This is a genomic window from Phaeobacter sp. G2, assembly GCA_025163595.1.
GTDB lineage: Bacteria > Pseudomonadota > Alphaproteobacteria > Rhodobacterales > Rhodobacteraceae > Pseudophaeobacter.
Window position 1 is genome coordinate 3,861,510 of sequence record CP104100.1, and the last position, 13,292, is coordinate 3,874,801.

Consider the following 13,292-nt stretch of genomic DNA (forward strand, 5'->3'; position numbering starts at 1 on the left):
CATCCTCCCTAGGTCAATGTTACCACTTTTTACAATTTTGGATTGCGCAAATTGAGCAAAAATGCAAGCGTTTCCCTAGAGGGTTGTAATATCAGCTCTCTGATCAATTGGACATGTTGCCAACATGCACGCATTCGGCATTGTGCAATACATTGATTCCAGATTGGAAAATTGGAGGTTTCCGTGTCAGAACCCTTTCTAGCTGAAGTTCGAATGGTAGGATTTAATTTTGCGCCACGTGGCTGGGCATTTCTTGACGGCCAGATACTTCCTATCAATCAAAACCAATCCCTTTATTCATTATTGGGAACGACTTATGGCGGTGATGGCCGCACCAGCTTTGCGCTGCCAGATCTGCGAGGGCGCACCCCGATGCATGTCGGAGATGGCCACCAGCTCGGGCAGAAAAGCGGGGAGGAAACCCATACCTTATCCGCGACAGAAATGTCAGCGCACAGTCATGGCGTTATGGCCTCGTCGCAGGCTGCAACCACTGCCAGTCCCGACAGGGCCTATTTTGCCCAAGAAGTGCAGCCCGATTTGGTTTATCGGGATTTCGAAGCCGCGAGCGCCACGTCTTTGCGCAGCGGCACAATTACCAGTGCGGGGGGTGGGCAGGCACATAATAACATGCAGCCCTATATTACCCTCAATTTCTGCATCGCCCTACAGGGGCTGTTCCCTTCACGTAATTAGACCTCGGAGGTCAATGCATGTCAGAGCCTTTTGTTGGCGAAATTCGTATGTTCGCAGGTAATTTCGCGCCTCGCGGGTGGGCTTTTTGTGACGGGCAATTGCTCGCTGTTTCACAAAATGACGCCCTCTTCTCCCTATTGGGCACGATCTATGGCGGAGACGGGCGCACCACATTCGGCCTGCCCGATGCGCGTGGCCGTCTTCCTATTCACGCAGGCCAAGGTCCTGGTCTCAGCCCGCGACGGCTTGGCGCAAAAAGCGGCGCAGAAAAAGAGACCTTAACCGTCAACCAACTGGCAAGCCACACGCATGACTTTCGCGCCAACACCCAGACGGCCACAAGCACCTCGCCGCAAGGCAGGGCGCTTGCTGCAGACGTTGGCGTTGCCTATCTCGCCGATGCGTCACAGGACACCAGTATGGGTAACAGCATGGTTACCAATACAGGAGGATCCCGCAGCCATACAAATCTTATGCCTGCACTTTGCATTCATTTCATAATTGCTCTCTTTGGCATTTATCCAAGCCGTCATTAGGAGTTTGTCGCATGTCAGAACCTTTTATTGCGGAGATCCGCATTTTTGCCGGTAACTTTGCTCCACGCAGCTGGGCCTTTTGCAACGGTCAATTGCTTCCAATAGCACAAAACACCGCATTATTCTCACTGATTGGAACAACTTATGGCGGTGATGGTCGCACAACCACAGCGCTTCCCAATCTTGAAGGGCGCGCACCGATGCACCCCGGTCGGGGTCCGGGCCTGACCTCCCGACGCCTCGGGCAAAGAACAGGGGTCGAAACGGTTACCCTCACCGAGTCACAGATTCCAAACCATTCACACACAGTCCGTGCACGTACCGGCGCTGGGGCTTCCGGCACCCCCCCTGGCCCTACAGCCGCTATCTCAAAAAACGGCTTCTTGGACCGGCTATACGAGACCAATGGGTCAGGGCTGACGAATATGGCAAGCGAAACGGTAACGGATACAGGTGGCAGTCAGGCACATAACAATATGCAGCCCTTTTTGGTGATGAATTTCATCATCGCACTGCAGGGGCTTTACCCCTCTCGCGGATAGGCTGCGGCCGCGCCAAAACTTGTCACACCGGCGGGGCGAAACAGACTGCGCCCTTTCCTGTCAAACCTTTTGGTTCTAGCCCCGGGCCTGTCGCAGACCTGCCCGGAGATCTGCCCCTCGCAACCGCAAAGGCCTGTTTATGACCCAATTGCCCCTGCTTCACCATGCAGCGCGACACCACATAGGTTTTCGACCGATCACCGACCAGGACATGGGATTTCTGTCGCGGCTTTATCGTTCGACACGTGAGGCTGAACTGGCGCAGGTCGGCTGGGGCGAGGCAGAGAAGCAGGCCTTTTGCCAAATGCAGTTTGAGGCCCAACACAGCCACTACCAAAAGCATTATCCAGATGCGCTGTGGCTGGTGATTGAGCAAAAAGGCAACCCAATAGGGCGTCTTTACCTTGAGCGTTGGCCCAAAGAGCACCGGATTATCGACATTGCCCTGATGCCAGAGGCACGTGGTCAGGGCATCGGCGCCAGCTTGTTGCGAGACTTGCAGATAGGCGCGGCTGCCGATGGCTCACGCGGTATTGGTATCCATGTCGAAAAGGCCAACCCGGCAATGGCGCTCTACCACCGGCTTGGCTTTGTCACGATCGAGGAAAAGGGCGTCTATGATTTGTTGTTCTGGACGCCCCAAGCTGCTGAGGCCGCGCGGACAACGTCAGGCGGTCAGGTAAAGACCGCCTCGTATTGAAACCCGGCCTCTTTCTGCGCCACAGGCACCAGAAACAGGTCCTGGTCCCCCGTTTCGGGATGGGACAGCTTATGTATTTCCTGGGTTAAAGCTGGCGTTTGCGGTCCCTGCCATAACAGTGAAAAAGCGCCGCCTTCCCGCTCACCCGTCCCAAGTTTGGTCACTTCGATCAACTTCAAAGTGACGGGTGGCTCCGCAGAGGTAATCACAAACTCCTGATCCTGGAATTTGGCAAATTGTTCAGCGGTTACAGTGGTCAAATCAAACATGTCTCTCACACTCTTCTGGAACGGATTAGCGCAACCTTGCCTTCAAAGCGCTCTCTTTCCAAGGGTTTCTTTTGAAACTGCTCGCCTATAGTCTGCATACCCCGTTGACAGATGACCACCAGCGTAGCGTCAAAACCTGCCTATCAAAACGCCCAGCCAGCCTCCTGACTGCAATATCACGCTGCCTTCACAGTCGGCTTTTACGATGTTTCAAAAAAACGCCCAATTGGTGAAACCGGGAGAGAACCATGGCTGAGTTGCACACTGCTGAACCAATTCGCGACACCAGTTTTCCAGCAGATTTGGATTACCCGCTTGCAAAGGCCTATCAGACCTTTGGCCACCGTTCCTATTTTCGCGGCGTGGACATCGGCTATCGCTGGCGGCAGGGGCAGCGCACCGATGAGATCTGCCTGCGCCTGCATCTAGATCGCAAACTGCCGCTTGACGCCCTGATGCCCTCACAGGTGCTGCCAACCCATGTGGAAGGCGTCGCACTGGACGTCATCGAAGCCGCCTATCAGCCCTCATTGGAACCTGGCGCCGCGCGCCGGGCCAGCACCCGACAACCCTATACCATGGGCGGCCTTCCCTGCGGCAGATCCGGTGAGGGAGCGGGTACAATTGGCCTGGTGGTAATTGATAAGACCACCGGCAGACCCGGCATCCTGTCAAATTGGCATGTTTTGGCTGGCCCACGGGCACGCCGCAATGATCCAATCATGCAACTGGGGGAGCGTGATGATGAATTTGACCCCCGCAATCACATAGCCAATCTGAAACGCTGGATGCTGAACCGCAGCGGAGATGCCGCTTTGGCTGAACTGCTGCCGGATCAGCCCTGGCTGCCACTGCAATTTGGCGGTTTTGAGAGTATCAGCCGTGTCAGATCTGCCTGTCTGGGTGAAATCCTGAACAAAACCTCCCGCGCATCTAGCAACGCCCAGGCGCGGGTCGATGGCAGGGGGCTGTATCGCCTGCAGTATGAAACACGGCAAGGCATGCTGGAATACCGCGATATAGAAGGGCTGAAATTGGTCTATGAAACCGACATTCCTGTTGCAGGCGGCAAGGTCTCATCCGCTGGCGACAGTGGGTCCGCCTGGGTCTCGGCCGCCACGGGCGATGCCGTGGCGCTACAGATTGGCGGGCAAACCGCATCTGCCAATAACCCCAGCAGCACAGGACAGGGCGTCATTGCTAGCGAGATGGCCCCAATCCTCGAGACCTTAGAGATCCGGCTGGCCAGTTTTGAGGATCTCCTGGCACAAAATGGCCAGAACCCTGTGCTCACCCATCGTCAGCAGGTCTGCGCCGACATGTCCCATGACAGTGATGAAGCGATGCGCGCACCACAGTGGCCGCACCCTCAACACTGGGTGGATGCATCGTTTTCGCAGCCCCGGCGCCCCCGCCGCCCGGATCGCAGCGAAACGAGCCCCTCTGCGGCCCAGGTTGTTCCCATGGTGCGCATTCTGCCAAACAAACCTGCGCTGCTGCAACCGATCCTGGCTACGACCTCACAGCAAAGCGAGAGCGGGCAGGACATCTGGCAAAAACGCCTATGCCCAGCCCTGCTGGACTATGACCCCAATTTCAGGGGCGTCTTGCCTGCTGAACCACTGGCTCAACGTATCTCGATTGCGGATGAGCGAAATATAAACGCCTTTTTCTCCCGTCTTATCAATAGGTCAGAACGGTTTGACGGCATTGGCCTGAGGCAGGTTCTGGAAACGGATTTCACAGGTGCAACGACGTATATGCAAATCTGTGACCGCATTGACGCCCTACGGCGGCAACCCTGAATTCCCCTTGAAAAGGCTACCAGTTTGCCAGCCCTGGCCGTTTTATCAAGGGCCCTGATTCCGGAGCGATCAGGGCTGGGTGGCGCCGTTTTCTATGGAGAGCTCGGACCACCCTGGTTTGATTTCAGCTGGCGGCCTCAAATCGTCACCATCATAACCTCTTCCTATGACAACAATACAAAAGTGCAATTTCCTTTTATCAATTCACCTTGCTACCCTGCCTGCATACCCTAAGAAGGAGGCAGAAAAATCTGCGTCCTCCTCTCGCCACGGCCATAAAAGCAAGCCAGATCGGAGACCAAAATGGACGGAAACGACGCCCCACAAACAGGTGGATGCCCGGTGATGCACAGCGGTGCCAAAAGCGCCTCAACCGGTGTAAGATCAAACAAGGATTGGTGGCCCAACCAGCTCAATCTGAAACTTCTGCATCAGAACTCCGAAAAATCCGACCCTATGGCGGCTGATTTCGACTATGCAGAGGCCTTCAAATCCTTGGACCTTACGGCTCTGAAACAGGATCTCGTGGCGCTGATGACCGACAGCCAGGACTGGTGGCCTGCCGATTATGGCCATTACGGCGGCTTGTTCATCCGCATGGCCTGGCACAGCGCCGGCACCTATCGCACCTCGGATGGGCGCGGCGGCAGCGGCACTGGGCAGCAGCGGTTTGCGCCGCTCAACAGCTGGCCCGACAACGGCAACCTCGACAAGGCGCGCCGCCTGCTGTGGCCGATCAAACAGAAATACGGCAACAAGATCAGCTGGGCTGACCTGATGATCCTGGCCGGCAATTGTGCCATTGAAAGCATGGGCGGCAAGACCTTTGGCTTTGCCGGGGGCCGGGCCGATGTCTGGGAGCCCGAAGAAGACGTCTATTGGGGACGCGAGGACGAATGGCTGGCCGATAGTTCTGCCCAGAACAGCCGCTATTCCGGCGAGCGTGATCTGGAAAACCCACTGGCTGCGGTGCAGATGGGCCTGATCTATGTGAACCCCGAAGGTCCCGATGGGCAGCCCGATGCCCTGGCCTCGGGGCGGGACATCCGCGAAACCTTTGCCCGCATGTCGATGAACGACGAGGAAACCGTCGCGCTGGTGGCCGGTGGCCATACCTTTGGCAAGGCCCATGGCGCCGGGGATCCGGATTTGGTTGGCCCAGAGCCAGAAGCCGCGCCGATTGAAACCATGGGCCTGGGCTGGATCAACAGCCACGGCACCGGCAAAGGCGATGACACCACCACCAGCGGTATTGAGGGCGCCTGGACCGCCAACCCGACCCAGTGGGACAACGGCTATTTTGACCTGCTGTTTGGCTATGACTGGAACCTGACCAAATCGCCCTCAGGCGCCTGGATCTGGGAACCGGTCAATGTCCGCCCCGAGGACATGGCCCCGGCGGCCCATGACTCCAGCAAGAAGGTCAAGACCATGATGACCACGGCTGATATGGCGATGCGGATGGATCCGATCTACGGGCCAATCTCCAAACGCTTCCATGAGAACCCAGAAGAGCTGGCCGATGCCTTTGCCCGCGCCTGGTTCAAGCTCACCCACCGCGATATGGGGCCACGGTCGCTTTATCTCGGGGATGAAGTCCCGGCAGAAGAGCTGATCTGGCAGGACTGCGTTCCCGCTGTAGATCACGCATTGGTCAATGAGGCCGACATTGCCGCTCTGAAAGCCGAAGTTCTGGCCTCTGATCTCTCTGTTGCAGACTTGGTGTCCACCGCCTGGGCCTCGGCCTCCACCTTCCGCGGGTCTGACAAACGCGGCGGCGCCAATGGCGCGCGCATCCAGCTGAGCCCGCAGAAAGATTGGGAGGTGAACCAGCCCGAGCAACTGGCGCGCGTCCTAAGTGGACTTGAAAAGATCCGCAGCACCTTCAACGCCACAGTGCGGGAGCGGCAGATCTCAATGGCGGATCTGATTGTTCTGGCCGGTTCAGCCGCTGTGGAACAGGCCGCACGTGCCGCAGGTCAGGAGATCGAGGTGCCATTTGCACCCGGTCGCACCGATGCCACCCAAGAGCAGACCGATGTCGACGGCTTTGCCGTTCTGGAACCAGAGGCCGATGGCTTCCGCAACTACCAGAAAAAGCAGTATAGCATCTCCCCCGAAGAGATGTTGCTGGACAAGGCCCAGCTGTTGACCCTGACAGCGCCGGAAATGACGGTTCTGATCGGTGGCTTGCGGGTCTTGGGCGCGAACTACGGCGGATCCTCATTGGGTGTCTTCACCAGCACCCCTGGTAGCCTAAGCACCGACTTCTTTGTCAATCTGCTCGATATGGCGACCCAGTGGGCGCCGCAGGACGATGGCAGCTACGCCGGGACCGACCGCGCCAGCGGTGCAGCAAAATGGACCGCAAGCCGCGTTGATCTGGCCTTTGGCTCCAATTCGCAGCTGCGCGCCATCGCAGAGACCTACGCCCAGGACGACGCAAAGGCGCGGTTTGTGCAGGACTTTGCTGCCGCCTGGGTCAAAGTGATGAACGCAGATCGCTTTGATCTGAGCTAATCCACCAGAAAATCCCGATCTAAGCCCCCTGGGGCCTAGATCCCCTGCAAGGCAAGGGCGATAGCCTGATCCAACTTGTCCACCACTTCGCCAATCTGGGCTTCGGTCATGATAAAGGGCGGCGCCAGCAGGACATGGTCGCCGATACGCCCATCACGGGTGCCAGACATCGGATAACAGATCAACCCGGCCTCAAAGGCAGCGCTTTTTACCTTGGCAGCAAGGGTCTTACCCGGATCAAACGGCGCTTTTGTTGTACGATCCGCCACCAATTCAATGCCGCGAAACAAGCCACGACCACGAATATCCCCCACATGTGGATGATCCGCAAACCGGTCGACCAAGGCCGACTGCAGCTGCGCCCCCCTGTCGCGGCACTTGGAAATCAAATCCCTGCTGAGCATCTCCGTCACCACGGCAAGCCCGGCTGCAGTTGCCACCGGATGACCTATATAGGTGTGGCCATGTTGAAAAAAGCCGCTCCCTGCCGTGATAGCTGCATAGATATCTGCGCTGCACAGCATCGCACCTATGGGCTGGTATCCCGCGCCCAGGCCTTTGGCGATACACAGGATATCGGGCGACACCCCATCGGCATCGCAGGCAAACATATGGCCTGTGCGGCCCATGCCACACATGACCTCATCCAGGATCAGCAAGACGCCGTATTTGTCACATATCTCGCGAATGCGTTTGAAATAGCCCGGCACCGCAGGCACCGCGCCAGAGGTGGCTCCGACAACCGGTTCGGCGATAAATCCCATCACGGTTTCAGGACCCAGACGCAGGATTTCCGCCTCCAGCTCATTGGCGACCCGCTGGCCGTAGTCAAAGGCGCTCTCGCCCTCGGGGCGATCGGCATATTCATAACAGGGCGCGATATGCGACACGCCGATTAACAGCGGATCAAACTGCTGTCGCCGCAAGGCGTTGCCGCCGGCGGCCAGGGCCCCCAGAGTGTTGCCATGATAGCTTTGCCGCCGCGCAATCAGATGGCGGCGCTCTGGCTCGCCGCGTTCAAGGTGGTATTGACGCGTCAACTTGATTGCGGCTTCGGTGGCCTCGGACCCTCCAGAAACAAAATAGACCCGATCCAACCCCGCCGGGGCTTGCTCAATCAGCAAATCAGCCAGAGCCTCTGCCGGTTCCGATGTCATAAATCCGGTATGGGCAAAGGCCAGCTTTCCCACCTGTTCCTGCACCGCGCGGATCACAGCCGCGTCCGAATGGCCCAGGCAGGACACCGCCGCCCCGCCGGAGCCGTCAAAATAGCGTTTGCCCGTTGCATCGATCAGATAGCAGCCGTCACCCGCCACAGCAGTGGGCAGGTTGGCCTTTGTATGACGTGGAAAAACATGGCTCATGGATCAGTTCCTTTTTAGGGTATGGCCTGCCAGTGAGGCGGCCTTGACCAGCGCCGCGACCGAAGCGGCATTATCCTGCAGCACTCTGCCCTCTGGGGTCTCCAGGTTGTTCTCAAATCCAACACGGGCATTGCCGCCCGCCCGGATCGCCGCCAGCAGGCAGGCGCGCTCGTCTCGGCCAAAGGCGCATAGGCTCCAACTGAGATCCAGCGCCTTAGCTGCCGACACAAAATCGGCCAGCCCATCGGGCCGTCCCGGTGTCGCGGGCGCGTATTGCCCCAGCACAAAGATCACATCTCGCATCGCCGCAGGGACGACGCCGTCGGCATACCAGGATGTGAGCTGGGCAATGCAGGCCGGTGAATACAAAATATGCTGAACCTGAGTGCCCGCCTCGGCGCACAGCCCATAGGCACGCACCGCTACCTCGGGCGCCCTGGCCATTTCCCGCACCGCAATCGAGGCCGCAGCGGGGCGCAGCGCCTGCAAACAGGCCAGCTGCGTCTCTGGGGCATAGATCCCGGCGCTTTCGGTGGTGATCTGTACACCCATATTGGGCGCTGCATCCGCCACAGCTGCCATGGCCGCACGATAGCGCCCGGCATCCAGGGAATGCCCGCCCGCATCATCGCGCACGTGCAGGTGTAATGTGCTGGCACCTGCCTCGGCACAGGCCCGTGCGGTTTGTGCCAACTCCTGCGGCGTGATTGGCAACTCTGGATGATCGGCTTTTTGCCGACGCGCCCCGTTGGGCGCCACGGTCAGCTGATAATCTGCCACCTCTTATCTCCTGCTTTGGCGTCGCCAAAACACTGGCGACAGCCCAGTGCGATCTCAAGATAGCATTTTCAGAACATTTGCTCTTTCGCTATCTCTTCACCCGGATGTGAAGCCATTTTCGACCTCAACAGACCAAACATGGGTCCCAAACCCTACGGGTTCTGCCCACAGGTCCCCCCTGTCCCAGGGGGAAAGTTCTTTTTTACCAATTGGTTAAAAATGGGCCTGCCATAGCCTGCCAGGCCTGCCCCAAAACTGGACGCAAAACACCCCACCATCTGGCCCTAGAGTATCCGCCCGTTTTGGCGTTTCGTCAGATTATGACGACTCCGGCTGACAGGCAGCTGGCAGACACCCCCACTTTTACTTTTATGGAAGGACATGTCATGGACGGCACGTTCAACGAAAACGATCTCAGCCGGGTAGTTGCGGCTGATAAGGCCCATGTCTGGCACCACCTGATTCAGCATAAGCCCTTTGAAGAGAATGATCCGCGCATCATCGTCGAAGGCAAAGGCATGCGCGTCTGGGATCAGAACGGCAAAGAGTTCCTGGATGCGGTCTCTGGCGGCGTCTGGACTGTCAACGTCGGCTATGGCCGCGAAGAGATCTGCAAAGCCGTCTATAACCAGATGATGAAGCTGTGCTATTTTGCCCAGTCTGCAGGCTCGATCCCCGGTGCGCTTTTTGCCGAGAAACTGATCGAAAAGATGCCGGGCATGAGCCGCGTCTACTACAACAACTCCGGCTCCGAGGCGAACGAGAAAGCCTTTAAGATGGTGCGCCAGATCGCGCACAAAAAATACGGCGGCAAGAAAACCAAGATCCTGTACCGGGATCGCGATTACCACGGCTCCACGCTGGCGGCGATGTCCGCCGGTGGCCAGGATGAGCGCAACGCGCAATACGGCCCCTTTGCGCCTGATTTCATTCGCGTGCCCCACTGCATGGAATACCGCAAGCACGAGCTGGGTCTTGAACATCTGTCGGGGCGTGAGTTTGGCATTGCTGCCGCCAATGCCATCGAAGAAGTGATCCTGCGCGAAGGCCCCGAAACTGTTGGTGCCCTGTGCCTGGAGCCGGTGACAGCCGGTGGCGGCGTCATTGAGGCCCCCGAAGGCTATTGGGAGCGCGTGCAGGAGATCTGCACCCAGTATGACATTCTGCTGCACATCGACGAAGTTGTCTGTGGCGTGGGCCGCACCGGCACCTGGTTTGGCTATCAACACTACGGCATCAAGCCTGATTTTGTCACCATGGCCAAAGGTGTTGCCTCCGGCTATGCAGCTATCGCCCTGCTGGTCACCACCGAAGAGGTCTTTGACATGTTCAAAGATGATGCCTCGGACCCGCTGAACTACTTCCGCGACATCTCCACCTTTGGTGGCTGCACCGCCGGCCCTGCGGCGGCGCTCGAAAACATGCGCATCATCGAAGAAGAGGGCCTGCTGGACAACTGCACCGCCATGGGCGAACGGATGATGAACAATCTGCTGGCGCTGAAAGAAAAGCACCCCGTGATTGGCGATGTACGCGGCAAGGGTCTGTTCCTTGGGGCCGAACTGGTCACTGATCGCGAAACCAAAGAGCCAGTGGACGAGAAGCTCGCCCAGCAGGTTGTGGCAGACTGTGGTGCCCAGGGTGTTCTGATCGGTGTCACCAACCGCTCTGTTCCCGGTAAGAACAACACCCTGTGCTTCAGCCCGGCGCTGATCGTCACCGCCGAAGACATCGACGCCATCACCGATGCTGTCGACAAGGCCCTAACCAAGGTCTTTGGCTAAAACCTCCAGTCCTCACTTACAACTAAAACGCCCCGGTTTTCCGGGGCGTTTTACATATCAGTCCAGGCAGCACGAGCATTTTGGACTGCCCATTTTGAACAAAAGTGGCTCTTTCTAACAGCCCATCCCGACTGCACTTTGGCGCAAAGGATATGCGATAAAGGAGTCGACCCATGTGGGCCACACCCGTCACACTTACCGGTCAGCAGGTCACGCTTGCGCCGCTCAGCCAAGCCCACGCCGCCGATCTGGCCGAGGCCAGCGCCGATGGTAACCTTGCTGCGCTGTGGTACACGACAATACCCGCCCCGGCCGATGTCCCAGCCGAGATTGACCGGCGATTGGCGCTGCAACAGGCAGGCAGCATGGTGGCCTTTGCCATTCTGGACGCCTCTGACCGGGCTGTCGGCATGACCACCTATATGAATATCGACCAGATCAATCAGCGGCTTGAAATCGGCTCGACCTGGTACCGCAAATCGGTACAGCGCTCGGGGTTGAACACCGAATGTAAACTGCTGATGCTGCGCCACGCCTTTGAGGATCTCGACGCCATCGCCGTGGAGTTCCGCACCCATGTGATCAACCACCAAAGCCGCCGTGCGATTGAACGACTTGGGGCAAAACCTGATGGCATCTTACGGGCTCATATGCGGATGGGGAACGGCAGCCTCCGCGACACGGCAGTCTATTCGATCATCGCACCGGAATGGCCAACCATTCAGGCCCATCTGAACCATCTTATGACACGGTATTGATCGACGCGGCTGTATAATCGGCCAGCTAGGCATTTTAAACAGCTGTGCTCCCCTGCGACAGCTTTGCCCCAAACGCCACAGCGCCGCGCGTCAGCGCGGCGCTGGGCCCAACGGGAGGCAGGCATTCTTTGAATGACAACTCCGGGCGGGAGCCCCACCCGGAGCTCTAGCCAATCAGATCAGCTGGAACAGCACCCCCGAAACAATAGCGCCACTGACGCCAAGCCCCAGATAGGTGGCAAAGACCTTTGGCTTGACCAGGGACCAGACCGCCGCCATCGCCGGGATCGAGCTCACAGCCCCGGCCACCATAAAGGACATCGCAGCACCGGCGCTCATGCCCTGCTCCATCAGCCCCGCCAACAGGGGCGGCGCCACATAAGAGTTGAGATAGGCCGGCATGCCCACCAGCGCCGCCAGGACAATCGGCACCACGCCGTCGCCCCCAACAAGACCTGCAATCAGATCAGCAGGCACGTAATGCACCAGAATTGCCTCCAACACATAGGCCAGCGCCAGCCATTTCAGCAGAAACAATCCATTACTGATAAACTCGCTGCGGAATTTCAGGCGCCGCTCCGGGTCCTGCCAGAATTTCCAGTGTGGTTTGTCATCCAGCTTTGGACCGGAAGAACAGCAACTGGAACAGCTGGGCGCCTGTTTCAGCGGATCAGCAAAGGCCCCCTGCCCCATCAGAGTTTTGACAAAGAACCCGCCAAACAGCCCCAGGGCAACGGCGATGACCGCTTTGCCGATGGCAAAATCCCAGCCCAGCGCGCCGGCTGTAATCAGCAGGGTTGGTGGGTCAATCAGTGGTGACGCCAGCCAGAAGGCCATCACGGCGGAAAGTGGTGCGCCCAGCGCCAGAAGCCCGGCAATAAAGGGGATGACCTCGCAGGAACAGAACGGTGCCAGGCCGCCAAAGACTGCGGCCAGAAAAATCATCCGCACCTCACGCCCAACAAAGGCCCGCGCCACCATGGTTTCTGCCCCAGTGGCCTTGAGATAGGCCAACAGCAACACCGCAAAGAGAATATACCGACCCGTATGAGCCAAAGCCTTGGCGGCAAAAATGACCACGGCCTGGAAATTCCCCGGATCCAGCAACAATACGGCACAAAGTATAAGCAGGCTCACAGTCCAGGGTGTTTTTAGCCACGCCAATCGGGGGCCTTTCGCCTCCGGCAGGGGGTGGGATGAGTTCTGAGACAGATCAGCCATCATTTGCCGCCTTGTTATGGGGAAGATCGGCGCAGCATTCGCTTAAGATAAAGCCCGCCAGTTTTTCCAGTTGTTCAAAATTTGCCTGGTTCAGAGTGCTGCGCCCAACCCGCGCCTGATCAACGACGCCAGCGCCGGTCAAGAATTTCAAATGATGCGCCAGGGTCGACGGAGCAATACCCGTTCGGTCCTGAATGTCCCCAACAGTGAGCCCTTCCCGGCCTGCGCGAATAAGACAGCGCAATACCTGCAGGCGCGATTCCGAGCCCATGGCTGCAAAACCCTGTGCCGCTTCTTCCCACAACATTCTGGATCTC

At 58.1% G+C, this 13,292-nt stretch carries 13 protein-coding genes; 8 read left to right on the forward strand and 5 right to left on the reverse strand.

Translation table 11 applies throughout. The features are described 5' to 3' along the window. Positions 1 to 183: 183 nt before the first annotated feature. From N1037_18365 to N1037_18380, 4 genes are all read left to right on the forward strand, one after another. Positions 184 to 696 (forward strand): tail fiber protein, encoded by a 513-nt coding sequence (locus tag N1037_18365; GenBank protein UWS79193.1) that lies wholly within the window; start codon positions 184 to 186, stop codon positions 694 to 696. A 17-nt stretch (positions 697 to 713) separates the two neighbouring features. Beyond that, positions 714 to 1,232, forward strand: coding sequence for a tail fiber protein (locus N1037_18370; protein ID UWS79194.1), 519 nt, complete (start codon positions 714 to 716; stop codon positions 1,230 to 1,232). Between the two features lie 11 nt (positions 1,233 to 1,243). Then, positions 1,244 to 1,774 carry a tail fiber protein gene (locus tag N1037_18375; GenBank protein ID UWS79195.1) on the forward strand — a complete coding sequence of 177 codons (531 nt, stop codon included), beginning with the start codon at positions 1,244 to 1,246 and terminating at the stop codon, positions 1,772 to 1,774. A 139-nt stretch (positions 1,775 to 1,913) separates the two neighbouring features. Then, positions 1,914 to 2,474 carry a GNAT family N-acetyltransferase gene (locus N1037_18380; GenBank protein UWS79196.1) on the forward strand — a complete coding sequence of 187 codons (561 nt, stop codon included), beginning with the start codon at positions 1,914 to 1,916 and terminating at the stop codon, positions 2,472 to 2,474. On the opposite strand, the gene N1037_18385 is transcribed toward N1037_18380, so the two are convergent. Next, entirely contained in the window at positions 2,450 to 2,743 is a 294-nt protein-coding gene (locus N1037_18385; protein ID UWS79197.1) for a hypothetical protein, read from the reverse strand. The two genes, N1037_18380 and N1037_18385, sit on opposite strands and share 25 nt — an antisense overlap. A gap of 248 nt (positions 2,744 to 2,991) precedes the next feature. Here N1037_18385 and N1037_18390 point away from each other — a divergent pair, with 248 nt between their 5' ends. Together N1037_18390 and katG are read left to right on the forward strand one after the other, a co-directional pair. Then, positions 2,992 to 4,548 (forward strand): hypothetical protein, encoded by a 1,557-nt coding sequence (locus tag N1037_18390; GenBank protein ID UWS79198.1) that lies wholly within the window; start codon positions 2,992 to 2,994, stop codon positions 4,546 to 4,548. A 303-nt stretch (positions 4,549 to 4,851) separates the two neighbouring features. Further along, positions 4,852 to 7,068: a catalase/peroxidase HPI gene (gene katG, locus N1037_18395; GenBank protein UWS79199.1), complete on the forward strand. Its 2,217-nt coding sequence runs from the start codon at positions 4,852 to 4,854 to the stop codon at positions 7,066 to 7,068. Between the two features lie 35 nt (positions 7,069 to 7,103). Here katG and N1037_18400 read toward each other — a convergent pair whose 3' ends face one another. Continuing rightward, entirely contained in the window at positions 7,104 to 8,432 is a 1,329-nt protein-coding gene (locus N1037_18400) for an aspartate aminotransferase family protein (GenBank protein UWS79200.1), read from the reverse strand. Positions 8,433 to 8,435: 3 nt separating this feature from the next. Then, a complete protein-coding gene (locus N1037_18405) occupies positions 8,436 to 9,212 on the reverse strand; it encodes a 3-keto-5-aminohexanoate cleavage protein (protein UWS79201.1) in 777 nt (258 codons plus the stop codon). A 386-nt stretch (positions 9,213 to 9,598) separates the two neighbouring features. On the opposite strand from N1037_18405, the gene N1037_18410 reads away from it, so the two are divergent. Further along, positions 9,599 to 10,996 carry an aminotransferase class III-fold pyridoxal phosphate-dependent enzyme gene (locus N1037_18410; GenBank protein ID UWS79202.1) on the forward strand — a complete coding sequence of 466 codons (1,398 nt, stop codon included), beginning with the start codon at positions 9,599 to 9,601 and terminating at the stop codon, positions 10,994 to 10,996. Positions 10,997 to 11,169: 173 nt separating this feature from the next. After that, positions 11,170 to 11,754: a GNAT family N-acetyltransferase gene (locus N1037_18415; protein ID UWS79203.1), complete on the forward strand. Its 585-nt coding sequence runs from the start codon at positions 11,170 to 11,172 to the stop codon at positions 11,752 to 11,754. Between the two features lie 174 nt (positions 11,755 to 11,928). Here N1037_18415 and N1037_18420 read toward each other — a convergent pair whose 3' ends face one another. Next, complete coding sequence (locus tag N1037_18420; protein ID UWS79204.1) at positions 11,929 to 12,975, reverse strand: permease; 1,047 nt, start codon at positions 12,973 to 12,975, stop codon at positions 11,929 to 11,931. Continuing rightward, the gene (locus tag N1037_18425) at positions 12,968 to 13,282 is read right to left on the reverse strand and encodes an ArsR family transcriptional regulator (GenBank protein UWS79205.1); all 315 of its coding nucleotides are present in this window, start codon (positions 13,280 to 13,282) and stop codon (positions 12,968 to 12,970) included. The genes N1037_18420 and N1037_18425 overlap by 8 nt, the downstream gene beginning before the upstream one ends. Positions 13,283 to 13,292: the final 10 nt, after the last annotated feature.

Excerpts from the sequence above, each read along its gene's own strand:
- N1037_18400 (UWS79200.1), bottom strand. The coding sequence starts at position 8,432 with ATGAGCCATGTTTTTCCACGTCATACAAAGGCCAACCTGCCCACTGCT.
- N1037_18415 (UWS79203.1), top strand. The coding sequence starts at position 11,170 with ATGTGGGCCACACCCGTCACACTTACCGGTCAGCAGGTCACGCTTGCG.
- N1037_18390 (UWS79198.1), top strand. The coding sequence starts at position 2,992 with ATGGCTGAGTTGCACACTGCTGAACCAATTCGCGACACCAGTTTTCCA.
- N1037_18420 (UWS79204.1), bottom strand. The coding sequence starts at position 12,975 with ATGGCTGATCTGTCTCAGAACTCATCCCACCCCCTGCCGGAGGCGAAA.
- katG (UWS79199.1), top strand. The coding sequence starts at position 4,852 with ATGGACGGAAACGACGCCCCACAAACAGGTGGATGCCCGGTGATGCAC.
- N1037_18380 (UWS79196.1), top strand. The coding sequence starts at position 1,914 with ATGACCCAATTGCCCCTGCTTCACCATGCAGCGCGACACCACATAGGT.
- N1037_18410 (UWS79202.1), top strand. The coding sequence starts at position 9,599 with ATGGACGGCACGTTCAACGAAAACGATCTCAGCCGGGTAGTTGCGGCT.
- N1037_18425 (UWS79205.1), bottom strand. The coding sequence starts at position 13,282 with ATGTTGTGGGAAGAAGCGGCACAGGGTTTTGCAGCCATGGGCTCGGAA.
- N1037_18385 (UWS79197.1), bottom strand. The coding sequence starts at position 2,743 with ATGTTTGATTTGACCACTGTAACCGCTGAACAATTTGCCAAATTCCAG.
- N1037_18370 (UWS79194.1), top strand. The coding sequence starts at position 714 with ATGTCAGAGCCTTTTGTTGGCGAAATTCGTATGTTCGCAGGTAATTTC.
- N1037_18375 (UWS79195.1), top strand. The coding sequence starts at position 1,244 with ATGTCAGAACCTTTTATTGCGGAGATCCGCATTTTTGCCGGTAACTTT.